Here is a 24,554-nt window from a genome sequence, read left to right as displayed (position 1 = left end):
CTCCCGGCTGCCGCAGGTGGCCGGTGTTATTCCCGCCGCTATCCTTCTCTTTTTACCCTCATTCGTTGCGACTTCCCTGTTAAGCAATAATGCCATGTAATGCTGGCGGTACACTCTCTTTGTCACTAATCGACATAATGTAAACTTTAATTTCCATTATGCGTTTTATATCCGGTAATTGGTAACCTTAAGTTTACAACTAAGGCTTGATAACTTTACGCGCTGTGTTAATGTTGTCCGCAGATGCCTGAGTGGCTGCCCATTTTCCTGAATAGCGAATCACTATCATGCAAAAAGATGCCCTGAATAATGTCCATATCACTGCTGAACAAATTCTTATCACGCCGGAAGAGCTGAAAAACCGTTTTCCGTTGAGCGTGAGTGATGAAACCAGCATTGCAGAAGCCCGTAAAACTATCGCGGATATCGTGCATGGTCGTGATCCTCGACTGCTGGTGGTCTGTGGCCCATGCTCTATTCACGATCTGGATGCTGCGCTGGACTATGCGCGCCATCTGAAAACGCTTGCGGCTGAATTAAGCGATCGCCTGTACATCGTGATGCGCGTTTACTTCGAAAAACCGCGTACCACCGTGGGCTGGAAAGGGCTTATCAACGATCCGCACATGGACGGCACTTTTGATGTGGAAGCGGGTTTGCACATTGCGCGTAACCTGCTGCTGCAACTGGTCGGCATGGGCTTGCCGCTGGCGACTGAAGCACTGGATCCTAACAGCCCGCAATACTTAGGCGACCTGTTCAGCTGGTCGGCAATTGGTGCGCGTACCACGGAATCTCAGACCCACCGTGAAATGGCATCGGGTTTATCCATGCCGGTAGGTTTCAAAAATGGCACTGACGGCAGCCTGGGTACGGCGATTAACGCTATGCGTGCGGCAGAAATGGCGCACCGTTTTGTGGGGATCAATCAGGCCGGGCAGGTTTGTCTGCTGCAAACGCAGGGTAACCCTGATGGGCATGTGATTTTGCGCGGTGGTAAGACGCCAAACTACAGCGAGCAGGACGTTAAGGCTTGTGAAAAACAGATGAGCGACGCGGGACTCCATCCTTCCTTGATGATAGATTGCAGTCACGGCAACTCAAACAAAGACTATCGTCGTCAGCCTGTTGTGGCTCAGTCAGTGATTGATCAGATTAAAGCAGGCAACCGCTCTATTACGGGACTGATGCTGGAAAGCCATCTCAATGAAGGCAGCCAGTCGTCTGAACAACCGCGCTCAGAAATGAAATACGGCGTGTCTGTCACGGACGCCTGCATTAACTGGGAAACCACGGAAACCCTGCTGCGCACCATGCATCAGGAACTGGGCGACGCGCTGGCGGCACGAATCGCAGGAGAGTAAGTTTTTATGGTGGCAGAACTTAACGCGTTGCGCGATCAGATCGACGACGTAGATAAAGCGTTGTTGGATCTCTTATCACGGCGTCTGGCGCTGGTGGCAGAAGTCGGGGAAGTCAAAAGCCGTTATGGTTTGCCGATCTATGTGCCTGAACGTGAAGCAGCGATGCTGGCTTCACGTCGTCAGGAGGCGCAGAACCTGGGCGTTCCGCCCGATCTGATCGAAGATGTATTGCGCCGTGTGATGCGTGAGTCCTATTCAAGCGAAAACGACAAAGGTTTTAAAACGCTGCATCCTGAACTGCGCCCGGTGGTGATTATCGGCGGTGGCGGTCAGATGGGGCGGTTATTTACCCGGTTGCTGGAGTTGTCGGGTTATCAGGTCAAAATCCTTGAGCAGGAAGACTGGCCGCAGGCAGACACGCTGCTTGCCGATGCCGGTATGGTGATTGTCAGTGTGCCGATCCATTTGACGGAACAGGTCATTGCCCGTCTGCCGAAGTTGCCTGATGACTGTATTCTGGTGGACCTGGCATCAGTGAAAAACCGCCCGTTACAGGCGATGCTGGCGGTGCACGAAGGCCCGGTGCTGGGCCTGCACCCGATGTTCGGCCCGGATGTCAGCAGTCTGGCAAAACAGGTTGTCGTGTATTGCGATGGTCGCGAACCGCAGGCGTACCAGTGGTTACTGGAGCAGTTGCAGGTTTGGGGCGCGCGTTTGCACAAGATAAGCGCCGTCGAACACGATCAGAACATGGCCTTTATTCAGGCATTACGGCACTTTGCGACCTTTGCGTACGGCCTGCATCTTTCCGAAGAGAATGTTCAGATTGAGCAGTTGCTGGCGCTGTCTTCGCCGATTTATCGTCTCGAACTGGCTATGGTCGGAAGGCTGTTTGCGCAGGATCCGCAACTGTATGCGGATATTATTATGTCGTCAGAAAGCAATCTGGCGCTGATAAAACGTTACTACCAGCGTTTTGGTGATGCGTTAGCGTTGCTGGAAAATGGCGATAAACAAGCATTTATCGATAAATTCAGAAAGGTTGAAAACTGGTTTGGCGATTATGCCCCGCGTTTCCTCAAGGAAAGTGGTGCATTGCTGAGACAAGCAAACGACAACCGCAAGTAAGTTATCCATGATGAAAGAAAAGGGCGTTGCATCCGTGCAGCGCCCTTTTTATTTGCGTAATTACAGATCGACGGAGACGACGTTTTCGCTTGGATAACAGCCGAGCACTTTCAACGAGCGGGTGATCGGCGCCAGATCCTTCAGCGCTTTTTTCATCTCGTCTGAACGCAGGTTGGCCTGTACATCAATGTAAAACATCTCTTCCCACGGATTGCCGTTGATCGGGCGTGACTCCAGCTTGGTCATGATGATGCCTTGTTCACGCAGCACCAGCAACGCGTTCACCAGCGCACCCGCCTGTTGCCCGGTCGCCATGATGAGCGTGGTTTTGGCCGGAACCTGATCTGTCACTTCAATCGCTTTGCGGGCCAGCACGATGAATCGGGTAATATTTTCCTGCTGATTAGCCAGGTTATGTTCCAGAACCTGTAACTGATACAACGCACCACCCGCTTCGCTGCCGAGCGCGGCAACGTGTGGAGAATTGGCGGCCGCCACCTTTTCCATTGCCGCTGCAGTGCTTTCGCAATATTCAATTTTCCAGTGCGGGAAGCGGTTAATGAACTGGCTGCATTGCTGGAACGGCTGCGGATGGCTGTAAACGGTCTGGATTTGCGACAAGTCAGTGTCGGTCGCTACCAGCACGCAGTGATTGATTGGGTTAGTCAGTTCACCCACAATCGAAAGGCTGGTGTGTTGCAGCAAATCGTAAACGTCGTTGATTGAGCCGGAACTGGTGTTTTCGATCGGCAACACGGCGTAATCGGCCTGGCCGGTTTCGACCTGAGAAAAGATATCCTGGAATTTCTGGCAGCCACATTCGATGAATTGATCGAAATGACGGGCGGCGAACTGACGTGCTGCAAGATGGGAGTAGGATCCTTTAGGGCCGAGGAAGGCTACACGGGCGGAATCAGAAGGGGTTTTATTCAGATGTTGCTGCAATAGCGCCTGCTGCGTCAGCACAGAATCTTCAATGATCAGCTGATAAACGCGGGTGATGTAATGTCCGTCCAGCCCTTGTTTTTTTCCTTCCTGAATCAGAGTGTTAATCAGTTCTGCTTCACGTTCTTTATCGCGGATAGGGCGGTGAGAGTGCATTTTAGATTGCGCGACTTCTATCGCCATTGTGCGTCGCTCTGCCAGCAGGGCCAGCAGTTTCAGATCTAATGCGCTGATGCGTTCGCGCAGTGCCAGCAATGAGTTCTCGGTCATGTTGTTACCCTTTTAGATGTTCTTTCTTTCAGCAAAATGTGTAAAACGCAGGCATAAAAAAAGCCCCCTTTTCAGGAGGCTTTATTGTTCGTCTTCGCATTCATTCTTTCGCGACGAAACGCCTCCCAATTAGGGGAAGGTAAAAAAGAATGCGAAGAAAAACAGACGGGTATTCATGTATACATTGTTTCCATAAGTTTGAGCAGAGTCTTAAAGTAACCGCTGGGTTTTCCCTGTGTCAATAAGATTTCCTTTGGACACAAAAAACGCGCTCCAGGAGCGCGTTGTTCACAGACATGTTGTTAAGCCGGTTATTCCTCTTCTTCCTCCACCGGTTCAAGGTTCAATTCCTTCACACCGGACTCGGCACGGCGGGCTTCACCTTTGTGCTGCGCTTTGTTGAGCTGACGTTCAAGCTTGGCTGTCATCTCGTTAATCGCGGCATACATATCATCGTGGGTCGCACTGGCGATCAGCTGGCCGTTTGGCGTACTGATGGTCGCAACGGCGACAAATCCCTGTGGTTCTTTCGACAGAACAATGTGCGGGTTAATTAACTGAGTTTGCCATTTTTCCAGTTTTTTCAGACGGCCTTCGATGTGGTCACGAATAGCGGCAGTGATGTCCATTTGCTTGCTGGTAATGTTGACTGTCATATAATTTACCTCTCTTCTTTCCGTCTCCGATGAATCCAACATACCAGCCTTTTTTGTGAATTGCGTCCCCTGTGTCGTGGTTTTTTGTCACTTTTTGTCAATGGTGATGATTCTGTGACTCAGGGTAATGAATGGCGGGAAAGGTCTTGAGACTTGTCAGCGGATGAAGCATGATTGATAAGATCAGTGCGCTTTTCCTGATCTTCACTCCCATCATTTTCTGCTTGTTTTTTAATCCCTTCAGTTCGTGCCTTAAAAAAATCCCAAAAAAAAACGGCAGCCAGAGCTACCGTTTTTGTGTTCGGACATTTGAAATTATGCAGCGCTGTTGGCGGCAATAATTTTCGCAACTTTATCAGCCTGGTTGTTCAGCTGCAGTTCGCGATAGGCACTTTCCATCAACGGCAGCGCGTCGTGCGTTGCCTGAGTATCCGGATAATCTTTCAGCATTTGCTCTACACGGTTAACGACAGCGACGTAAGCACCGCGTTTAGTGTAGTATTGCACCACTGACAGCTCGTATTTCGCCAGACGCTCTTTCAGGAATACCAAACGTTTAGTCGCATCAGTTGCGTACTGGCTGTTTGGATATGCGTGGATAAGCTGGCTGAAATCACGGAATGCCGCGCGTGCATGCTGCGGATCGCGGTCAGAACGATCAACACCGAAGAATCCTTGCAGTGCACTGTCATCCAGCGCCATATCCGTTAAACCACGCATATACATGACGTAGTCGATATTTGGATGGGTTGGATTCAGACGCATAAAGCGATCAATAGAGGCCTGAGCCATTGGCAAGTCAGCAGACTTGTAATAGGCATAAATCAGATCTAACTGAACTTGCTGCGAGTAAGGTCCAAATGGATAGCGGTTATCCAACGCTTCTAATTGCGCAATCGCCCCTTTAAAGTTACCGTCCTGCAGCTTTTGCTGGGCAGTGGCATAAAGGACGTTAGGCGGGTTATCGGGAACCGTTTCTTTGGAACTGGAGCAACCGACCAGCGCCAGGCTCAACGTGGCTGCTGCCACCAGATATTTCACACGCGTCATGACGTTTTGATTATCCTCAGGTGTTATTCTGGGAGACTGTCCGTTAAGCTCCCGACAAAGACCAGCTACAATAGCACATTATTTTAAACGGCATCGCCGTGAAAACCCAACGTTAACCAAGAAGCTGCATATGGCACAACAAGTACAACTCACCGCAACGGTGGCCGAATCTCAACTCGGTCAACGGTTAGATCAGGCTTTGGCCGAATTGTTCCCTGATTATTCAAGATCTCGCATAAAAGATTGGATCCTTGAAGACAGGGTTACGGTCAATGGCAAAAAAGTGACCAAACCAAAAGAAAAAGTGTTGGGTGGCGAGGCTATCGCAATCGATGCGCAAATTGAAGAAGAAGCGCGTTGGCTGCCACAAGATATCCCTTTAGATATCGTCTATGAAGATAACGATATTTTAGTCATCAATAAACCCCGCGATCTGGTTGTTCATCCGGGCGCAGGGAATCCAGACGGCACGGTACTGAATGCTTTACTGCATTACTACCCTGCGATTATAGATGTTCCACGTTGCGGCATCGTTCACCGTCTTGATAAAGATACCACCGGTTTGATGGTAGTGGCGAAGTCAGTCCCTGCGCAAACTCACTTGGTTGTTGCTCTTCAGGCCCGCGAAATCACCCGTGAATATGAAGCCGTGGCGATTGGTACAATGACGGCAGGCGGCACAGTGAATGAGCCGATTGCGCGCCATTCCACCAAACGCACGCATATGGCGGTGCATCCAACCGGCAAACCGGCGACTACGCACTATCGCATCATGGAACATTTCCGCGCCCATACGCGTTTGCGTTTGCGTCTGGAATCTGGCCGTACTCACCAGATCCGTGTGCATATGGCGCACATCAACCATCCTCTGCTGGGTGACCAGCTGTACGGTGGCCGTCCGCGTTTGCCAAAAGGGGCTTCCGAGTCCTTTATCAATATGCTGCGCGGATTCGATCGTCAGGCTCTTCACGCGACAATGCTGCGCCTTTACCATCCGGTAACCGGTATTCAGATGGAATGGCATGCGCCACTTCCTCAGGATATGGTTGACCTGATTACGGCGCTGAAAGCGGATACCGAAGAGTTCAAGGATCAGATGAACTGGTAATGAGTGCGCTTATTCTGCCTCAGTGGCCGCAACCCCCTTCGGTTCGGTCATGTGCGACAACCCGTGAAGGAGGCATCAGTTTGCCTCCTTACGGTTCGCTCAACCTCGGCAGCCATGTCGGGGATGAGCCAGAGTTCGTCTCGGCCAACCGGCAGCGCCTGATCGCGCTCGGCGGTTTACCTGCTGCACCGCACTGGCTGGAGCAGATACATGGCACCGATGTTGTTCGTCTTACTTCACACACTCCCGTACTACCCACCCTTATTGCTGATGCTGCCTATACTTGCGAACCAGGCGTAGTTTGCGCTGCGATGACGGCAGATTGTTTGCCTGTGCTGTTTTGCAGCCGCTCGGGTGATGAAGTCGCGGCTGCACATGCTGGCTGGCGCGGATTGTGTGCGGGTGTGCTGGAAAACACGGTTGCGCAATTTGAAGCCGCACCTGAACAGATTATGGCCTGGATGGGGCCGGCGATCGGTCCTGCTCATTTTGAAGTGGGTGGCGAAGTGCGTGAAGCCTTTGTTGCTGCAGACTCTGCTGCATCAGCGGCTTTTACACCGGCAGGTGCCAAATTCATGGCCGACATTTACCAACTCGCACGGCTGCGCTTGCAAAGTGCGGGCGTCACCGCCATCTACGGCGGTGAGTATTGCACTGTGTCTGACAACACCCAATTTTACTCTTATCGACGCGACGGGATCACCGGACGTCAGGCCAGTCTGATTTGGCGGGTATAACCCTTCAAATCAGCACCCTTCACCACCCATCCCGATAGTCCAATTAATATACTGACAAGATAACCTTGAAAACGTCAGGGTTGACCTCATCTATTCTCCAGTAGCAATTTTGTTCAGTATTGGAGGTGTTATGCGTCTGGATCGTCTTACAAGTAAATTCCAGCTTGCCCTCGCGGATGCTCAGTCTCTCGCGCTCGGGCGCGACAATCAATTTATCGAACCTGTCCACCTGATGAGCGCTTTGCTCACGCAGGAAGGCGGAACCGTGCGCCCTTTATTAACAGCTGCTGGGGTTGATACCCAGAAACTGCGCACGGAGGTTGATCAGGCTTTGGGGCGTTTGCCGCAAGTTGAAGGTACAGGCGGGGATGTTCAGCCCTCGCATGAACTGGTACGTGTTTTAAACCTTTGTGACAAATTGGCACAGCAACGTGCCGATACGTTTATTTCGTCAGAACTCTTTGTTCTGGCTGTTATGAAAGACCGCGGCTCATTAACAGATATGTTAAAAGCTTGCGGCGCAACGGCCGAGAAAATGACTGCGGCTATCGATCAAATGCGTGGGGGTGAGAAAGTGGATGATCAGAATGCCGAAGACCAACGTCAGGCATTGAAAAAATTCACTATCGATCTGACCGAACGTGCCGAGCAAGGCAAACTGGATCCGGTCATCGGTCGTGATGAAGAAATTCGCCGGACCATTCAGGTCCTGCAGCGTCGTACCAAAAATAACCCGGTTCTGATTGGTGAGCCGGGTGTAGGTAAAACGGCGATTGCCGAAGGTCTGGCGCAGCGCATCATTAATGGTGAAGTGCCTGAAGGGCTGAAAAACAAACGCGTACTGTCATTAGACATGGGTGCGCTGGTGGCCGGGGCGAAATATCGCGGTGAATTCGAAGAACGTCTGAAAGGCCTGTTGAGCGATCTGGCAAAACAGGAAGGTAACGTCATTCTGTTCATCGATGAATTGCACACGATGGTAGGCGCAGGTAAGGCCGACGGTGCGATGGATGCCGGCAACATGCTCAAACCTGCACTGGCGCGCGGTGAACTTCACTGCGTCGGTGCGACAACCTTAAATGAATATCGTCAGTATATAGAGAAGGACGCGGCGTTAGAGCGTCGTTTCCAGAAAGTGTTTGTTGCCGAGCCTTCTGTTGAAGACACCATCGCTATTTTGCGTGGTCTGAAAGAACGCTATGAGTTGCATCATCATGTTCAGATTACTGACCCGGCAATTGTCGCGGCGGCTACGCTTTCGCATCGCTACATTTCGGATCGTCAGTTGCCCGATAAAGCCATTGACCTTATAGATGAGGCTGCATCCAGCATCCGTATGCAGATGGACTCAAAGCCAGAGTCTCTGGACAGGCTCGAACGCCGTATTATTCAGCTCAAGCTGGAACAACAGGCGCTGAAGAAAGAGTCTGATGATGCCAGCGTGAAACGCCTGGAGATGCTGGAAACGGAGCTTAACCAGAAAGAGCGTGAATACTCTGAGCTGGAAGAAGAGTGGAAAGCTGAGAAAGCCTCATTGACCGGGACGCAGAATATTAAAGCTGAGCTGGAGCAGGCTAAGATCACGCTTGAGCAGGCACGCCGCGTTGGCGATTTGGGTCGGATGTCTGAATTGCAGTACGGCAAAATACCTGAGCTGGAAAAACAGCTGGCTGCAGCGACTCAGGCCGAAGGCAAAAGCATGAAGCTGCTGCGTAACCGCGTCACTGATGTGGAAATTGCGGACGTGCTGGCACGCTGGACTGGGATCCCTGTCGCCCGGATGCTGGAAGGTGAACGCGAAAAACTGCTGCGTATGGAAGCGGAACTGCACAGCCGGGTGATCGGTCAGAACGAAGCGGTTGAAGCGGTATCGAATGCTATCCGTCGTAGTCGCGCAGGTTTGTCGGATCCAAACCGTCCGATCGGGTCATTCCTGTTCCTCGGCCCGACCGGTGTGGGTAAAACAGAGCTGTGTAAAGCGCTGGCGACATTCCTGTTTAACAGTGATGACGCGATGGTCCGCATCGATATGTCAGAGTTTATGGAGAAACACTCCGTTTCACGTCTGGTCGGTGCGCCTCCGGGTTATGTCGGTTATGAGGAGGGGGGTTACCTGACTGAAGCGGTTCGTCGTCGTCCTTACTCTGTCATCTTATTAGATGAAGTAGAGAAGGCGCATCCGGATGTGTTCAACATCTTATTACAGGTGCTGGATGACGGACGTTTAACTGACGGACAGGGCAGAACGGTCGATTTCCGTAATACCGTTGTGATCATGACCTCTAACCTGGGTTCTGACATCATTCAGCAGCACTTTGGTGAGGCCACCTATGCGCAGATGAAAGAGTCGGTAATGGAAGTTGTCACTCACAGCTTCCGTCCGGAATTCATTAACCGTATAGATGAAGTCGTGGTATTCCATCCGCTGGCTCATGCGCATATCAAAAATATCGCGAAAATCCAGCTGGAGCGTTTGTACAAACGTCTCGAAGAACACGGCTACTCAGCAACGCTGACAGATGCGGCCCTGGAGTTGCTCGGGAATACCGGATTTGATCCGGTATACGGTGCACGCCCATTGAAACGTGCCATCCAGCAGCAAATTGAGAACCCGCTTGCCCAGCAAATCTTGTCGGGTAAGCTGATTCCAGGTAAGCCTATTATTGTTGATGTGGAAAATGATCATATCGTCGCAAGGCAGTAATCGAAGGCTGTAGAGGTCAAAACGGGCTCCAAAGTAATTTGGAGCCCGTTTTTTATGCGTATTTTGAACGTTATTAATCCATTTGCTTTATTTGTGAACGGTCGGAAAAGTATTTTCAATAAACCCTTGCGGCCTGCTCAGAACTCCCTATAATGCCGCTCCATCGACAGGGAACAACGTGAACAACATCATGAAGTAACCGGGTCGGAAAGATTAAAAGCAGTGATGACCGGATGAAATAAACGGTTGACACTGAATGAGGAAAGCGTAATATACGCCACCTCGAGTTAGCAAGCGAAAGCGCGTAACTCACTGCTCTTTAACAATTTATCAGACAATCTGTGTGGGCACTCACAAGACGATATCAGCCACTTCGGTGGCAAAAAATATCAAGTCTTAAAGAGTGACCAAGCAGTAATTCATTTAGGTGACTTGTTCACTTATAAGAGTACTACGAAAGTTAATTTTTGAGCACCGCTTAACGTGTTTAAGCAAATCGAACTTTTAATTGAAGAGTTTGATCATGGCTCAGATTGAACGCTGGCGGCAGGCCTAACACATGCAAGTCGAGCGGTAGCACAGGAGAGCTTGCTCTCTGGGTGACGAGCGGCGGACGGGTGAGTAATGTCTGGGAAACTGCCTGATGGAGGGGGATAACTACTGGAAACGGTAGCTAATACCGCATGACCTCGCAAGAGCAAAGTGGGGGACCTTCGGGCCTCACGCCATCGGATGTGCCCAGATGGGATTAGCTAGTAGGTGGGGTAATGGCTCACCTAGGCGACGATCCCTAGCTGGTCTGAGAGGATGACCAGCCACACTGGAACTGAGACACGGTCCAGACTCCTACGGGAGGCAGCAGTGGGGAATATTGCACAATGGGCGCAAGCCTGATGCAGCCATGCCGCGTGTGTGAAGAAGGCCTTAGGGTTGTAAAGCACTTTCAGCGAGGAGGAAGGGTTCAGTGTTAATAGCACTGTACATTGACGTTACTCGCAGAAGAAGCACCGGCTAACTCCGTGCCAGCAGCCGCGGTAATACGGAGGGTGCAAGCGTTAATCGGAATTACTGGGCGTAAAGCGCACGCAGGCGGTTTGTTAAGTCAGATGTGAAATCCCCGAGCTTAACTTGGGAACTGCATTTGAAACTGGCAAGCTAGAGTCTTGTAGAGGGGGGTAGAATTCCAGGTGTAGCGGTGAAATGCGTAGAGATCTGGAGGAATACCGGTGGCGAAGGCGGCCCCCTGGACAAAGACTGACGCTCAGGTGCGAAAGCGTGGGGAGCAAACAGGATTAGATACCCTGGTAGTCCACGCTGTAAACGATGTCGACTTGGAGGTTGTGCCCTTGAGGCGTGGCTTCCGGAGCTAACGCGTTAAGTCGACCGCCTGGGGAGTACGGCCGCAAGGTTAAAACTCAAATGAATTGACGGGGGCCCGCACAAGCGGTGGAGCATGTGGTTTAATTCGATGCAACGCGAAGAACCTTACCTACTCTTGACATCCAGAGAATTCGCTAGAGATAGCTTAGTGCCTTCGGGAACTCTGAGACAGGTGCTGCATGGCTGTCGTCAGCTCGTGTTGTGAAATGTTGGGTTAAGTCCCGCAACGAGCGCAACCCTTATCCTTTGTTGCCAGCACATAATGGTGGGAACTCAAAGGAGACTGCCGGTGATAAACCGGAGGAAGGTGGGGATGACGTCAAGTCATCATGGCCCTTACGAGTAGGGCTACACACGTGCTACAATGGCATATACAAAGAGAAGCAAACTCGCGAGAGCAAGCGGACCTCATAAAGTATGTCGTAGTCCGGATTGGAGTCTGCAACTCGACTCCATGAAGTCGGAATCGCTAGTAATCGTAGATCAGAATGCTACGGTGAATACGTTCCCGGGCCTTGTACACACCGCCCGTCACACCATGGGAGTGGGTTGCAAAAGAAGTAGGTAGCTTAACCTTCGGGAGGGCGCTTACCACTTTGTGATTCATGACTGGGGTGAAGTCGTAACAAGGTAACCGTAGGGGAACCTGCGGTTGGATCACCTCCTTACCTAAAGATACGCATTGTGCAGTGTCCACACAGATTGTCTGATGAAATTAATGAGCAAGAGCACCTGTTGATGCGGTAAGGGCAACCTTACGCTGATGCGAAAAGTGCCAAACCACGGCGTGGTCTGGTGCGGATTTTTCGTGTCCCCATCGTCTAGAGGCCTAGGACACTGCCCTTTCACGGCTGTAACAGGGGTTCGAATCCCCTTGGGGACGCCACTCCGATAATGTGTGAAAGACATTATCACCGAATATCTTAAAGATGACTTTAACGAGTCGTGTTTAAGATATTGCTCTTTAACAATCTGGAACAAGCTGAAAATTGAAAGTTTACAGCTGAACATCACTCTCCGTAGAAGTGCTGAGTGGTGGATTAGTCTGTAACAGAGTCTCTCAAATAATCGCAGCGCGATGATGTCTTTAAGACACCTTCGGGTTGTGAGGTTAAGCGACTAAGCGTACACGGTGGATGCCTAGGCAGTCAGAGGCGATGAAGGGCGTGCTAATCTGCGAAAAGCGTCGGTAAGGTGATATGAACCGTTATAACCGACGATACCCGAATGGGGAAACCCAGTGTGTTTCGACACACTATTGCATGGTGAATACATAGCCATGCAAGGCGAACCGGGGGAACTGAAACATCTAAGTACCCCGAGGAAAAGAAATCAACCGAGATTCCCCCAGTAGCGGCGAGCGAACGGGGAAGAGCCCAGAACCAACATCAGCGTATGTGTTAGTGGAAGCGTCTGGAAAGTCGCACAGTATAGGGTGATAGTCCCGTACACAAAAATGCATGCATTGTGAGTTCGATGAGTAGGGCGGGACACGTGACATCCTGTCTGAATATGGGGGGACCATCCTCCAAGGCTAAATACTCCTGACTGACCGATAGTGAACCAGTACCGTGAGGGAAAGGCGAAAAGAACCCCGGCGAGGGGAGTGAAATAGAACCTGAAACCGTGTACGTACAAGCAGTGGGAGCCTACTTTGTTGGGTGACTGCGTACCTTTTGTATAATGGGTCAGCGACTTATATTTTGTAGCAAGGTTAACCGTATAGGGGAGCCGTAGGGAAACCGAGTCTTAACTGGGCGTCAAGTTGCAAGGTATAGACCCGAAACCCGGTGATCTAGCCATGGGCAGGTTGAAGGTTGGGTAACACTAACTGGAGGACCGAACCGACTAATGTTGAAAAATTAGCGGATGACTTGTGGCTGGGGGTGAAAGGCCAATCAAACCGGGAGATAGCTGGTTCTCCCCGAAAGCTATTTAGGTAGCGCCTCGTGAACTCATCTTCGGGGGTAGAGCACTGTTTCGACTAGGGGGCCATCCCGGCTTACCAACTCGATGCAAACTACGAATACCGAAGAATGTTATCACGGGAGACACACGGCGGGTGCTAACGTCCGTCGTGAAGAGGGAAACAACCCAGACCGCCAGCTAAGGTCCCAAAGTCATGGTTAAGTGGGAAACGATGTGGGAAGGCATAGACAGCCAGGATGTTGGCTTAGAAGCAGCCATCATTTAAAGAAAGCGTAATAGCTCACTGGTCGAGTCGGCCTGCGCGGAAGATGTAACGGGGCTAAACCATGCACCGAAGCTGCGGCAGCGACGCTTAGGCGTTGTTGGGTAGGGGAGCGTTCTGTAAGCCGTCGAAGGTGACCTGTGAGGGTTGCTGGAGGTATCAGAAGTGCGAATGCTGACATAAGTAACGATAATGCGGGTGAAAAACCCGCACGCCGGAAGACCAAGGGTTCCTGTCCAACGTTAATCGGGGCAGGGTGAGTCGACCCCTAAGGCGAGGCTGAAAAGCGTAGTCGATGGGAAGCTGGTTAATATTCCAGCACTTGGTGTTACTGCGAAGGGGGGACGGAGAAGGCTAGGCTAGCCGGGCGACGGTTGTCCCGGTTCAAGCGTGTAGGGGGTGTGACTTGGTAAATCCGGTTACATATTAACCCTGAGGCGTGATAACGAGCCACTACGGTGGTGAAGTAGTTGATGCCATGCTTCCAGGAAAAGCCTCTAAGCTCCAGGTAACACGAAATCGTACCCCAAACCGACACAGGTGGTCAGGTAGAGAATACTCAGGCGCTTGAGAGAACTCGGGTGAAGGAACTAGGCAAAATGGTGCCGTAACTTCGGGAGAAGGCACGCTGGCGCGTAGGTGAAGGGACTTGCTCCCGGAGCTGAAGCCAGTCGCAGATACCAGCTGGCTGCAACTGTTTAATAAAAACACAGCACTGTGCAAACACGAAAGTGGACGTATACGGTGTGACGCCTGCCCGGTGCCGGAAGGTTAATTGATGGGGTTAGCAGCAATGCGAAGCTCTTGATCGAAGCCCCGGTAAACGGCGGCCGTAACTATAACGGTCCTAAGGTAGCGAAATTCCTTGTCGGGTAAGTTCCGACCTGCACGAATGGCGTAATGATGGCCAGGCTGTCTCCACCCGAGACTCAGTGAAATTGAACTCGCTGTGAAGATGCAGTGTACCCGCGGCAAGACGGAAAGACCCCGTGAACCTTTACTATAGCTTGACACTGAACATTGAGCCTTGATGTGTAGGATAGGTGGGAGGCTTTGAAGCGTGGACGCCAGTCTGCGTGGAGCCAACCTTGAAATACCACCCTTTAATGTTTGATGTTCTAACTCGGCCCCGTGATCCGGGGTGAGGACAGTGTCTGGTGGGTAGTTTGACTGGGGCGGTCTCCTCCTAAAGAGTAACGGAGGAGCACGAAGGTTAGCTAATCACGGTCGGACATCGTGAGGTTAGTGCAATGGCATAAGCTAGCTTGACTGCGAGAGTGACGGCTCGAGCAGGTACGAAAGTAGGTCATAGTGATCCGGTGGTTCTGAATGGAAGGGCCATCGCTCAACGGATAAAAGGTACTCCGGGGATAACAGGCTGATACCGCCCAAGAGTTCATATCGACGGCGGTGTTTGGCACCTCGATGTCGGCTCATCACATCCTGGGGCTGAAGTAGGTCCCAAGGGTACGGCTGTTCGCCGTTTAAAGTGGTACGCGAGCTGGGTTTAGAACGTCGTGAGACAGTTCGGTCCCTATCTGCCGTGGGCGTTGGAAGATTGAGAGGGGCTGCTCCTAGTACGAGAGGACCGGAGTGGACGCATCACTGGTGTTCGGGTTGTCATGCCAATGGCATTGCCCGGTAGCTAAATGCGGAAAAGATAAGCGCTGAAAGCATCTAAGCGCGAAACTTGCCTCGAGATGAGTCTTCCCTGTGGCTTTAAGCCACCTGAAGGGACGTTTAAGACTAAGACGTTGATAGGCTGGGTGTGTAAGTGCAGCGATGCATTGAGCTAACCAGTACTAATGACCCGAGAGGCTTAACCTTACAACACCAAAGGTGTTTTAGAGTGGCTCTGAAGTAGATTTTCAGCTGAATGTTCCGAGATTGGTTCATAGTGCAAGCCTGATTTAAGGTGCGCGGTATGGATAAAACAGAATTTGCCTGGCGGCAGTAGCGCGGTGGTCCCACCTGACCCCATGCCGAACTCAGAAGTGAAACGCCGTAGCGCCGATGGTAGTGTGGGGTCTCCCCATGCGAGAGTAGGGAACTGCCAGGCATCAAATAAGTGGAAAGCCCTGTACTGACGTACAGGGCTTTTTGCTGTGTGAAATTTGAGCAGAAAGGGTGATGTTTATTGAGTATCCACATGTTTTTCGCTCAGGATTGACGAGAATAGGAAAGGAAATCCAGAATATAAGAATGGGTATCAATGACGGATTAACTGATAAGTACTGTACCCGACGGCTGCACCGGCAATATCCCAGGTGAAATCCTTCCAGCTCCAGCCACTGCCACCATCACGGCTGTCATAAAATTCTTTCGCTGCACCCAGGCTGACCGAAAAGAGTAACCCAAATGACCGGCTGCGAGCCTCACTCCATTCCTGATTATCTCCATAAGCGGTTCCTGCTGCAGCTAATACCGCTGAACCAACAAAGTGCTCAGCTTTATCCTTACCGGTCCATGGATCGTTTGCGTAATGCGTACAGCCACTGCTGCATAATATCAGGGCGACAAAAGAGTATTTGAGGGAATGAGGGAGTGGGTAGGTCATCGAGTGTTATTCCAGATATAAAAAAGCCCGATCACTATGATCAGGCTTTCAGTATAGCCAATTAGAGAATTCGGCTGATTAATCTGTCGATCCGTATCCGCCGCAGACGGCGAATAAGCTTACGCACTTTGACCGGATAATTTGGAATGCTTTCCAGTTCCATATAATGAGAGACAACCTGCGTGTGCTGACGAATTTCATCCAGCTCTTTCTGACGCTGCGAGGCCATCTCTTTATGTGGATCGTGGATCAGAATCGCATTCTCAAGATCTAAACGCCATGCGCGTGGATTGAGATTGTTGCCGGTAATTAACTGCCAGCGGTCATCGACCCACATGCCTTTGAGGTGATAACTGTTATCGCCATCTTTCCATAACCGCACAATGAGCTGTCCGCTGTCGACAAAACGCTGCAAACGGCTCAGGAATCGGCGCAGGTTAATTTCGTACAAATAAGGCAGCGCACCGATGATCTTAAACGGCTGATCCTGTGGAATATAAAAATCATTTGCCGTTTTATCACCGACAATAATTTCGACCTGCTTACCCCGGCGCAACAGATGAATAATATTGCGTGCCAGCATCGCGGGCATATTGAAATAAGGCGTACAAAGCGTCAGCTTATGATCGGTACTGGCCATCAGATGATGAATAGTCCGGTTCAGCTCGTTTTGTTTACCCAGGCCGACGATGGGCGTCACCGCCAGTTCATCATTACCGGCACTGTCTTTGAAGTGATATCCGCTGGAGCGCAGATTTTGACGAAACTGACGTGTTTCGTTCTTGATCTCAATGCTTTTCGGACGATCCTCCCGATCGAGGCGCTGAACGGCTGCGGCAGTAATGATCGACTTCTTCATAAAGTCGATCATGGTATTTGCCAGCGGTGCGTTGGTCAGAAGCTGATAACGATCGTAGCGATATTTCTCATGGCGATGCAGATAAACATCATTGAGGCTGGCACCGCTGTAGATCACCTGATCGTCTATCACAAAACCTTTCAGATGCAGGACACCCAACGCTTCACGCGTATTGACCGGAACGCCGTACACCGGAACGGAACATTCAGGATGTTCTTTAGCCATACGGCAATACCAGTCCGCATTGGTGTCAGCAGCCGCTGCGCCAATACGCCCGCGCTGAGCACGGTGCCAGTCAACCAGCACACAAATCTCAAGCTCAGGTCGTTGCTGTTTAGCGGCATAGAGTGCCGACAATACGTCACGTCCGCCGTCATCGTTCTCTAAATAGAGAGCGACCAGATAGATCCGTTGGGTTGCGTTGGCAATTGCGTTGAGCAGCGTCTTACGGAAATCTGCTGGGCAGTAGAGCGTTTCTACAGCATCAACCGTTTGGGGGAGTTTGGGCAGCTGAGCAAGGTGTTGTTGATGTTTATTACGTTTGAATTTTGACAACATCACAGTGCGCTTCTTCTCTCTTCATGTAATGGCTTTCGCGGCACAAGCAGACAGTGGTAACCGCACAATCGGTCGATAATACCATTAGTCCTGTCTGATGTGCGCATCTTTTGCCTGTTCATGGCTTCGGCTCACGCTTTTCTGCGGTGTTATTCCCCGCTTTTCCAGCGTTAATGACAGGTTCACAATGCCGTCCTGGATCTGAATGTCTACGTCGAATCCAAGCTTTCTGGCCAGGGTGATCATGCCCTGATTATTTGGCATGGTGATACCCGTAAGGCGTTGCAGACCGTGCTCTGCGGCGTAGTTGATCATCTTATCGAGAAGCCTGCGTCCCAGCCCCAGGCCTTTAAGATCCGAACGAACTAAGACCGAGAATTCAGCATCAATATTGTCCGGATCTGACACCGCGCGCGTGACGCCAATAATTTCATTTTGGTCGTCGGTGGTTCGGATGGCAACGAAGGCCATTTCACGGTCATAATCGATTTGCGTCATGTTTGCCAAATCTTCATGAGTGAATTCATTGATTTCACTGAAGTAGCGGTAATAGAGATCTTCTTTCGTCACTTTGAGGATAAACGCTTTTAGCAGCGGTTCATCTTCAGGAAGGATAGGGCGGAACAGCGCCTGCGAGCCATCTTTAAGGATGACAAGCTCTTCAAGCTCGCGGGGATAAGGGCGGATTGCCAGACGTGATGACCTGTCAGCCGGGTGTGCCGACAATTGCATTGAAACATCAAGCAAGCTGAGTTCACTGCCGGAAACCAGCAACGGGTGAATATCCAGCCGTTCGATCTCCGGGCAATCGATAATCAGGTTCGACACATTCACCAGCAACTGGCTCAGTGCCGGAACATCGAGAGGGTGCAGGGCATTGCGGCCGCGGATTTTGCCGCTCTTCAGTGCCTGAACCACCTGATAGCGCGCCAGCGTCATGTTCAGTGGCGGCAGGGCAACTACCGCTTGCCGCTCTGGCTGCCAGTCTGAGCCGCCTTCAGCCAGCATGATCAGCGGGCCGAAGACCGGATCCTGTTCGACCACCACGCGTAATTCCTGAGAGCCCGGTCTGCTCGCCATGGTTTGTACCAGCAGACCCTGAATTCTGGCCTGCGGGAACGCCTGTCTGGCGCGGTCAAAAATGGCATTGGCTGCCTGTTCCACTTCACTGGCGGTTCGCAGATACAACATCACCCCCTGAACTTCCGAGTTATGCGGAATGTCAGGTGAGCGTAATTTCAATGCCACCGGATAACCGACCTGGCTGGCGATATTCACCGCTTCGGCGCTGTCGCTGGCGATCCACGTGGGCAGTACATTCATTCCGTAGGCTTGCAGAATCGCGCGAACTTCATGTGTATCGAGTTGCGTGGTGCCTTCTGCCAGCGTTTGGGCAATCAGCTGATGCGCCTGATCGGTATTCTGTTCAAGATCCGCGGGCAGCGCTGGTGTTTCTTTCAGCTGCTTCTGGTTACGCCGGTATTCAACCATATGCATAAACGCGGTGACCGTGCCTTCCGGCGTACGGTACGTGGGGATCCCGGCCTCGGTAAACAGTTTGCGCGCTTCCTGCGAGGAGAATTCTCCGCACCAGTTGGTCAGCAGTGTGATGTATTTACCGCGCGAATGCTGACGAACCGCGTCGATGAGATGGCTGGCGGTCACCGTGCCATGTGCTGCGGCACTCGGCGCGTGGATCACCAGCACAGCATCGAAATCAGTGCTGTCGAGCAACGCCGTCATCACTGACTGATAGAGCAACGGCGTCGCATCATCATGCAAATCCAGTGGGTTTGAGGCCGTAATCGTTTGAGGCAGCACGGCGCTCAGCCTCCGGACGGTTTCTTCGCCGAGCTTCGCCAGCTTCCCGTTGCGTAACAGCAGTTGGTCAAGCGCCATCGCTGCAGGGGCGGCGCCGTTACTGATGATAAGTAAGCGCTCACCTTTTAGCGGACGCATATGGCTCAGCGTTTCAACGGCGGAAAACAGTTCATGGGTATCCTGAACGCGCAATAAACCGGCCCGCTGGATAGCTGCATCGTAGGCGGCATCCAGACTCAGCGGGCTGTTGAGCAGTGTCTGAGCCTGAGCGCTGCGGCCGCTTTTGATCACCAAAATAGGTTTATTGCGTGAGGCGCTGCGCGAGGCTGAAAGAAAACGGCGGGCATCGCTGATATGTTCAAGATAAAGAAGGATGGCGCTGGTTTTACTGTCGCGGGCGAGGAAATCAAGCAGATCGTCGACGTCGATATCCAGACTGTCGCCAAGCGAAATGAAATAGGAGAAGCCGACAGCACGCTGCTGTGCCCAGTCGAGAATGGTATTGGCAACCGCCGCCGATTGCGAAATAAATGCCAGTTTACCGGGCAGGATAGGCACCGGTGAAAAGCTGGCATTCAGCTTTTGCCATGGCGCGAGAATACCGAGGCTGTTGGGTCCGAGCAGGCGCATGGAAAAGCGCTGCGCGCAGGATTTCAGTTCTGCGAATTGCCGTGGCAAAGACGAAAGTACAATGACCGTCTTACAGCCGCGTTCGCCAAGCTGTTCAAGCAGGGCGAGATTGCGGTCAGCGTGGGTACAGAGAATGGCGAGATCGGGCGACATCGGCAGGCTGGCGACATCCCGCCACGTGAGTACGCCGCACACCGCGCGATAAGCGGGCGTGACCGGCAGCACCGGGCCGTTGAATCCGCTGTCGAGCAGATTGCGCATCATCAGATATCCGGCGCGGCCCGGCTTATTGCTGGCACCCACTACCGCGATAGATTCAGGTCGTAATAAGGCTTCCAGTCCGCGCTGACTCATGGCATCTCCGGTTCATCATGTTCACATGATTCTAGAGGCTTTCTTCATTCTTTGCTGTGAGCTGATGCACCGGATGGTGGGGTTTTCCGGCCAGATACTGGGTGCGGAAATGAGTAAAGTGGCGCGACAGGCCAGCCGAAGCCTCAATATCACCGGCTTTTTCCAGCAAAGCTGCCGCCACTTCTACCGTACAATGCAGTTCCGGGCGCGACGCTTCACGCAGTATGTAGCCGGAGCTGGCGCTTACATCAAGGGAAAATACCGGCAGATTATCCAGGTACGGGCTTTTGCGAAACATCTTGCGGGCTTCGTTCCAGGTGCCGTCGAGCATGATAAACAGCGGAGGTTTGCTGCCGGCCGGAATGTCGGTAAACACCTGGCGCGGCGGTTCGGCGAAAGAGGCCGGAAAAACCACATACGCCTGGCGTTCGGGGTCGGCAATCGCTTCGAGCAGCGCCGGATCCGTTTCCGTACGCGACCACATAAATGCCTGGGTATCGGGTAAAACGTCAGCGATCAACCGTCCGGTATTGCTGGGCTTCATCGGCTCAGTGTCGAACATCACCAGACAAAAACGGCTGGTGGCCTGATAAATTTCGCGTTCGGCGCAGATGCAGTGGCGTTCAGGTAACAGGCATGACTGACAGCGAATCGCCCGTGACCCGCGGGCAAGAAAAGGGCGGGTGGATTTGGCAAGGCGCTGTGCACGCAGGCGAAGGACGGCGTTGTCTGACATAAGCATTCCGGTAGGCGAAAAACGGCTATTCTAATCACCCTTCCGGGGCTGGCAAGCAGATCCGTTACCGGCGTGATGTAAAGAGAAAAAAGCCCGCACAGAGGCGGGCCATCGGCAGGGCTTTATAACGGCTTATGCGTTACAATGATTCATTAAGCCAGTTATTGAACGGGGCTTTAGGCATCGCGCCGCTTAACATATCGACCATTTTGCCTTCATTAAATACCATAATGGTGGGAATGCTGCGGATTCGGAACCGCGCGCTCAGTTCAGGTTCTGCTTCAGTATTCACCTTAATGAAGCGGATTTTACCGGCGCGTTCCTGAGCCACATCTTCAAAGATCGGCGCGAAGTTAACACATGGGCCACACCATGGTGCCCAGAAATCGATAACAACCGGCAGGTCATCCTGCAGGTATTTATCCAGCGTGGCAGCAGTAGCGTGAACCACATCGCCTTCAAAAAGTGAATGACCGCAGCGGCCGCATTTTGCGCCGTCGTCGATACGATCCTCTGGCAGGCGGTTGGTGGCCTGACATGATGTGCAAATCGTATTCATAAAATAGCCTCTACATTGCTTAACGTGAGAACGGTATCAACCTTACCGGATCCGGCGCTAAAGATGGCTGATATGTTACTTGGATGTTGTAAGTATGAGGGTGCAGCATTCTGTTAACAACGCGGTTTATTCAATGAATACGATAGTTTTAAGCTTTTGGTCCAAAGCATGTGGCTTAGCCCACAGACATCAGGTAATCTTCGCGCCCTGCGCGTAGGTGGAGAGAAAAATGAACGATTCATTCAGTGGCAAGAACGGCAAAGTCAAAGTGATGTTCGTCCGTAGTGACGACGACGGCGATAACCGCAATAACGATAAACGTCCTTCCAATAACAGAGGACGTCCGGGCGATAATCCTCGCCAGGGTTCCCGTCCAGACGATGCCCGCCGCAATGAGCGTCGCAGCAGCGATTCGCGTGGTGATTCACGCGGCGCAGATACACGACGTGGCGACGATCGCCCACGCCGTCCGGCCCGTGATGATGAGGGTCCGTATTCTTCGCCGTGGAAAACCGTCTCACGTGCACCGGCTGATGAGTCCGTACCGGATCACGGCGGCATCAGCGGTAAAAGCTTTATCGATCCTGAGCAGCTGCGTCGTCAGCGCCAGGAAGAAACCCGCGTGTATGGCGAAAATGCCTGTCAGGCGCTGTTTGCCAGCCGTCCGGACGCTATCGTGCGTGCGTGGTTTGTGCAATCCGTCACCCCGCGTTTCCGTGAAGCGCTGCGCTGGATGGCAGCCAACCGCAAAGCCTATCATGTGGTTGAAGATGAAGAGCTGGCGAAAGCGTCCGGCACTGAACACCACGGCGGCGTGTGTTTCCTGATCAAAAAACGTCAGGGTCTGGATGCGGAAACTTATCTGCAAACTGCCCGCGCGAAAGACTGCGTGCTGGCGCTGGAAAACGTCGGCAACCCGCACAACCTCGGCGGTATCATGCGTTCTTGTGCGCATTTTGGTATCAACGGGATGCTGGTTCAGGATCCGGCACAGCTGGAATCCGGTGCGGCAGTTCGTACTGCTGAAGGCGGTGCGGAACACGTGAAAGCCATCAACGCGGATAACTTCCTTGATGTGCTGGCGACCTTCCGTAAAGCGGGTTACACCATCGTCACCACCTCCAGCCATAAAGGTACAGCGCTCGGTAAAGCTGAGCTGCCGGCCAAAATGGTGCTGGTGCTGGGTGAAGAGAGCGACGGTTTGTCCGACAGCGCATGGCAGCAGGGTGACCTGAGCGTGTCTATCGGCGGTACCGGCAAAGTAGAAAGCCTGAACGTCTCCGTGGCGACCGGTATTCTGCTGGCGGAATGGTGGCGTCAGAACCAGGCATAATCGCCCGGTTTGAGCCATAAAAAAACGGACGCGTAATGCGTCCGTTTTGCTTTGCGTCATTCAGGGATTGCCTGAATCAGTGAGCGCCACCCGCTCCGCCGCCACTGGTAAACGGCGGGCGGGCGAACCAGATCAGAACCAGCAGCACCAGGAATGCGCCGCCGGATAACCAGAAAATCTCATTGGCAGAGATAATGAGCCCCTGATTTGTGATTTCCCGCGCTATCCAGCCTGAAGCCTGCTGATGGCTCATGCCCATGCCTTCGAGCTGCTGATAGGTCTGCGTCGCCGCCGGATTAAACGGCGTGATGTTTTCCGTTAACTGCGCGTGGTGCAGTGATTCCCGGTTTGACCACATGGTGGTGGTGATCGACGTACCAATCGAACCTGCCAGCGTACGGATAAAGTTCGACAAACTTGAGGCCGCCGCCATGCGTTCCGGCGGTAAGCCGGACAGAATAATGGTGGTCAGCGGCATAAAGAAGCAGCCGACGGCGAAGCCCTGAATAAACTGCGGCCACGCAGATGCCCCAAAATCCATCCCCGGTTCGAACGTGTACGCACGCCAGAAGAAGCAGTAGGCATACATGATAAAGCTGAACGTCACCAGCTTTCGCATATCCAGCCGGTGTGCAAAACGTCCGATGATAGGCGACATCAGGACCGGCAAAATCCCCACCGGTGCGGACGCCAGACCTGCCCAGGTGGCGGTGTAGCCGTATACCTCCTGCAACAACTGCGGCAGCAGAACAATCGCGCCGAAGTAAAGCATGTAGGCCAGGCTGATACACAGCACGCCGATGGTAAAGTTTCGCGATTTAAACAGCGACAGATCGACAATCGGGTGGTCATCGGTCAGCTCCCACACGACAAGGAAGCAGAGCGCGACCACCGCCACGACCGCCAGCACGATAATTTCCGTCGAGTTAAACCAGTCGAGTTCTTTACCCCGGTCGAGCATCACCTGCAATGCGCCAATGCCCAGCACCAGCAGCACTAACCCCACACTGTCGATCGGTCTGATCTGCGTTGCCGTTTCGCGGCCCTTCAGCGTTTTCAGCGTCAGGAACACCACGGCGGCGCCGATCGGCACGTTAATGAAGAAGATCCAGCCCCAGTGGTAGTTATCACTGATGTACCCGCCGAGGATCGGCCCGCAAATCGGGGCGACGATCACCGTCATTGACCAGAGCGCGAGCGCGGTACTTCGCTTGGCCGGCGGATAGTTATTCAGTAACAGACTTTGCGAGAGGGGGATCAGTGGACCTGCCACCACGCCCTGCACCACACGGAAGAAGATCAGCATTTCCAGGCTGTTGGACATGCCGCACAGCCAGGAGGCAATCGCAAACAGCACCGTAGACCAGAGGAACAGTTTTACTTCGCCAATGCGTTTTGCCAGCCAGCCGGTGATCGGGATCGAGATGGCGTTAGCCACCCCGAAGGAGGTGATCACCCAGGTGCCCTGCGAGTTTGAGGCACCCAGATTCCCGGCAATGGTCGGGATCGCCACGTTGGCGATCGTCGAGTCCAGCACCTGCATGAACGTGGCCATCGACAAAGCCACCGTCATCCAGGCCAGCGGTGCGCCTACCAGCGGTTTATTTGCCACAG

At 52.5% G+C, this 24,554-nt stretch carries 16 protein-coding genes, 1 tRNA gene, 3 rRNA genes and 1 other annotated feature; of the genes, 10 read left to right on the top strand and 10 right to left on the bottom strand.

The window, feature by feature from the left end; genetic code table 11:
• Window positions 1–287 precede the first annotated feature (287 nt).
• Together ABSH60_RS06205 and tyrA are read left to right on the top strand one after the other, a co-directional pair.
• The gene (locus tag ABSH60_RS06205; protein WP_056772717.1) at window positions 288–1,364 is read left to right on the top strand and encodes a 3-deoxy-7-phosphoheptulonate synthase; all 1,077 of its coding nucleotides are present in this window, start codon (window positions 288–290) and stop codon (window positions 1,362–1,364) included.
• 6 nt (window positions 1,365–1,370) lie between these two features.
• Window positions 1,371–2,492: a bifunctional chorismate mutase/prephenate dehydrogenase gene (tyrA, locus tag ABSH60_RS06200; protein ID WP_136376212.1), complete on the top strand. Its 1,122-nt coding sequence runs from the start codon at window positions 1,371–1,373 to the stop codon at window positions 2,490–2,492.
• Between the two features lie 60 nt (window positions 2,493–2,552).
• Here the strand turns inward: tyrA and pheA are convergent, their stop codons facing one another.
• From pheA to bamD, 4 genes are all read right to left on the bottom strand, one after another.
• Entirely contained in the window at window positions 2,553–3,707 is a 1,155-nt protein-coding gene (gene pheA, locus ABSH60_RS06195; RefSeq protein ID WP_056772712.1) for a bifunctional chorismate mutase/prephenate dehydratase, read from the bottom strand.
• Between the two features lie 53 nt (window positions 3,708–3,760).
• Window positions 3,761–3,885, bottom strand: a sequence feature (Phe leader region).
• Window positions 3,837–3,884: a hypothetical protein gene (locus ABSH60_RS06190; RefSeq protein ID WP_369794779.1), complete on the bottom strand. Its 48-nt coding sequence runs from the start codon at window positions 3,882–3,884 to the stop codon at window positions 3,837–3,839. (Overlaps the previous feature by 48 nt.)
• A 133-nt stretch (window positions 3,886–4,018) precedes the next feature.
• Entirely contained in the window at window positions 4,019–4,363 is a 345-nt protein-coding gene (raiA, locus tag ABSH60_RS06185; protein WP_056772708.1) for a ribosome-associated translation inhibitor RaiA, read from the bottom strand.
• A gap of 315 nt (window positions 4,364–4,678) precedes the next feature.
• Window positions 4,679–5,413: an outer membrane protein assembly factor BamD gene (gene bamD, locus ABSH60_RS06180; RefSeq protein ID WP_056772705.1), complete on the bottom strand. Its 735-nt coding sequence runs from the start codon at window positions 5,411–5,413 to the stop codon at window positions 4,679–4,681.
• A 130-nt stretch (window positions 5,414–5,543) separates the two neighbouring features.
• Between bamD and rluD the strand changes: the two genes are divergently transcribed.
• From rluD to rrf, 7 genes are all read left to right on the top strand, one after another.
• Window positions 5,544–6,521 (top strand): 23S rRNA pseudouridine(1911/1915/1917) synthase RluD, encoded by a 978-nt coding sequence (rluD, locus tag ABSH60_RS06175; RefSeq protein WP_122096176.1) that lies wholly within the window; start codon window positions 5,544–5,546, stop codon window positions 6,519–6,521.
• On the top strand, window positions 6,521–7,258 hold the full coding sequence (yfiH, locus tag ABSH60_RS06170) for a purine nucleoside phosphorylase YfiH (protein ID WP_390973178.1): 738 nt from the start codon (window positions 6,521–6,523) through the stop codon (window positions 7,256–7,258). Before rluD ends, yfiH begins: the two co-directional genes overlap by 1 nt.
• A 130-nt stretch (window positions 7,259–7,388) precedes the next feature.
• The gene (gene clpB / locus ABSH60_RS06165) at window positions 7,389–9,962 is read left to right on the top strand and encodes an ATP-dependent chaperone ClpB (protein WP_390973176.1); all 2,574 of its coding nucleotides are present in this window, start codon (window positions 7,389–7,391) and stop codon (window positions 9,960–9,962) included.
• Window positions 9,963–10,467: 505 nt separating this feature from the next.
• Window positions 10,468–12,010, top strand: a 16S ribosomal RNA gene (locus ABSH60_RS06160).
• Between the two features lie 142 nt (window positions 12,011–12,152).
• Window positions 12,153–12,228 (top strand) — tRNA-Glu (locus ABSH60_RS06155).
• A 223-nt stretch (window positions 12,229–12,451) separates the two neighbouring features.
• A 23S ribosomal RNA gene (locus tag ABSH60_RS06150) occupies window positions 12,452–15,360 on the top strand.
• Between the two features lie 116 nt (window positions 15,361–15,476).
• Window positions 15,477–15,592 (top strand): 5S ribosomal RNA (rrf, locus tag ABSH60_RS06145).
• The 16S, 23S and 5S rRNA genes sit together here with 1 tRNA gene alongside, the layout of an rRNA operon.
• A gap of 150 nt (window positions 15,593–15,742) precedes the next feature.
• On the opposite strand, the gene ABSH60_RS06140 is transcribed toward rrf, so the two are convergent.
• From ABSH60_RS06140 to trxC, 5 genes are all read right to left on the bottom strand, one after another.
• Window positions 15,743–16,090 carry a YfiM family lipoprotein gene (locus ABSH60_RS06140; RefSeq protein ID WP_390973174.1) on the bottom strand — a complete coding sequence of 116 codons (348 nt, stop codon included), beginning with the start codon at window positions 16,088–16,090 and terminating at the stop codon, window positions 15,743–15,745.
• A gap of 61 nt (window positions 16,091–16,151) precedes the next feature.
• The gene (gene pssA / locus ABSH60_RS06135; RefSeq protein ID WP_235533500.1) at window positions 16,152–17,504 is read right to left on the bottom strand and encodes a CDP-diacylglycerol--serine O-phosphatidyltransferase; all 1,353 of its coding nucleotides are present in this window, start codon (window positions 17,502–17,504) and stop codon (window positions 16,152–16,154) included.
• A gap of 87 nt (window positions 17,505–17,591) precedes the next feature.
• Window positions 17,592–20,312, bottom strand: a complete 2,721-nt coding sequence (locus tag ABSH60_RS06130) for a GNAT family N-acetyltransferase (protein WP_390973172.1) — start codon at window positions 20,310–20,312, stop codon at window positions 17,592–17,594.
• 31 nt (window positions 20,313–20,343) lie between these two features.
• Window positions 20,344–21,048, bottom strand: a complete 705-nt coding sequence (locus tag ABSH60_RS06125; protein ID WP_390973170.1) for a DTW domain-containing protein — start codon at window positions 21,046–21,048, stop codon at window positions 20,344–20,346.
• A 139-nt stretch (window positions 21,049–21,187) separates the two neighbouring features.
• A complete protein-coding gene (gene trxC / locus ABSH60_RS06120; protein WP_122097066.1) occupies window positions 21,188–21,607 on the bottom strand; it encodes a thioredoxin TrxC in 420 nt (139 codons plus the stop codon).
• A 229-nt stretch (window positions 21,608–21,836) separates the two neighbouring features.
• Here trxC and ABSH60_RS06115 point away from each other — a divergent pair, with 229 nt between their 5' ends.
• On the top strand, window positions 21,837–22,940 hold the full coding sequence (locus ABSH60_RS06115) for a tRNA/rRNA methyltransferase (RefSeq protein WP_056782013.1): 1,104 nt from the start codon (window positions 21,837–21,839) through the stop codon (window positions 22,938–22,940).
• 76 nt (window positions 22,941–23,016) lie between these two features.
• Here ABSH60_RS06115 and emrB read toward each other — a convergent pair whose 3' ends face one another.
• Window positions 23,017–24,552, bottom strand: coding sequence for a multidrug efflux MFS transporter permease subunit EmrB (gene emrB, locus ABSH60_RS06110; protein ID WP_072158203.1), 1,536 nt, complete (start codon window positions 24,550–24,552; stop codon window positions 23,017–23,019).
• Window positions 24,553–24,554 lie beyond the last annotated feature (2 nt).

Source organism: Rahnella sp. R3(2024), assembly GCF_042920125.1.
GTDB lineage: Bacteria > Pseudomonadota > Gammaproteobacteria > Enterobacterales > Enterobacteriaceae > Rahnella > Rahnella rivi.
Note: the sequence above shows the minus strand (reverse complement) of the source record. Positions and strands in the feature narration are given on the sequence as shown.

What these genes read in the sequence shown, in the direction of transcription:
- pheA (WP_056772712.1), bottom strand. Translation starts at nt 3,707, where the DNA reads ATGACCGAGAACTCATTGCTGGCACTGCGCGAACGCATCAGCGCATTA.
- tyrA (WP_136376212.1), top strand. Translation starts at nt 1,371, where the DNA reads ATGGTGGCAGAACTTAACGCGTTGCGCGATCAGATCGACGACGTAGAT.
- ABSH60_RS06125 (WP_390973170.1), bottom strand. Translation starts at nt 21,048, where the DNA reads ATGTCAGACAACGCCGTCCTTCGCCTGCGTGCACAGCGCCTTGCCAAA.
- clpB (WP_390973176.1), top strand. Translation starts at nt 7,389, where the DNA reads ATGCGTCTGGATCGTCTTACAAGTAAATTCCAGCTTGCCCTCGCGGAT.
- ABSH60_RS06140 (WP_390973174.1), bottom strand. Translation starts at nt 16,090, where the DNA reads ATGACCTACCCACTCCCTCATTCCCTCAAATACTCTTTTGTCGCCCTG.
- ABSH60_RS06130 (WP_390973172.1), bottom strand. Translation starts at nt 20,312, where the DNA reads ATGAGTCAGCGCGGACTGGAAGCCTTATTACGACCTGAATCTATCGCG.
- raiA (WP_056772708.1), bottom strand. Translation starts at nt 4,363, where the DNA reads ATGACAGTCAACATTACCAGCAAGCAAATGGACATCACTGCCGCTATT.
- bamD (WP_056772705.1), bottom strand. Translation starts at nt 5,413, where the DNA reads ATGACGCGTGTGAAATATCTGGTGGCAGCAGCCACGTTGAGCCTGGCG.
- rluD (WP_122096176.1), top strand. Translation starts at nt 5,544, where the DNA reads ATGGCACAACAAGTACAACTCACCGCAACGGTGGCCGAATCTCAACTC.
- ABSH60_RS06205 (WP_056772717.1), top strand. Translation starts at nt 288, where the DNA reads ATGCAAAAAGATGCCCTGAATAATGTCCATATCACTGCTGAACAAATT.
- yfiH (WP_390973178.1), top strand. Translation starts at nt 6,521, where the DNA reads ATGAGTGCGCTTATTCTGCCTCAGTGGCCGCAACCCCCTTCGGTTCGG.
- ABSH60_RS06115 (WP_056782013.1), top strand. Translation starts at nt 21,837, where the DNA reads ATGAACGATTCATTCAGTGGCAAGAACGGCAAAGTCAAAGTGATGTTC.
- trxC (WP_122097066.1), bottom strand. Translation starts at nt 21,607, where the DNA reads ATGAATACGATTTGCACATCATGTCAGGCCACCAACCGCCTGCCAGAG.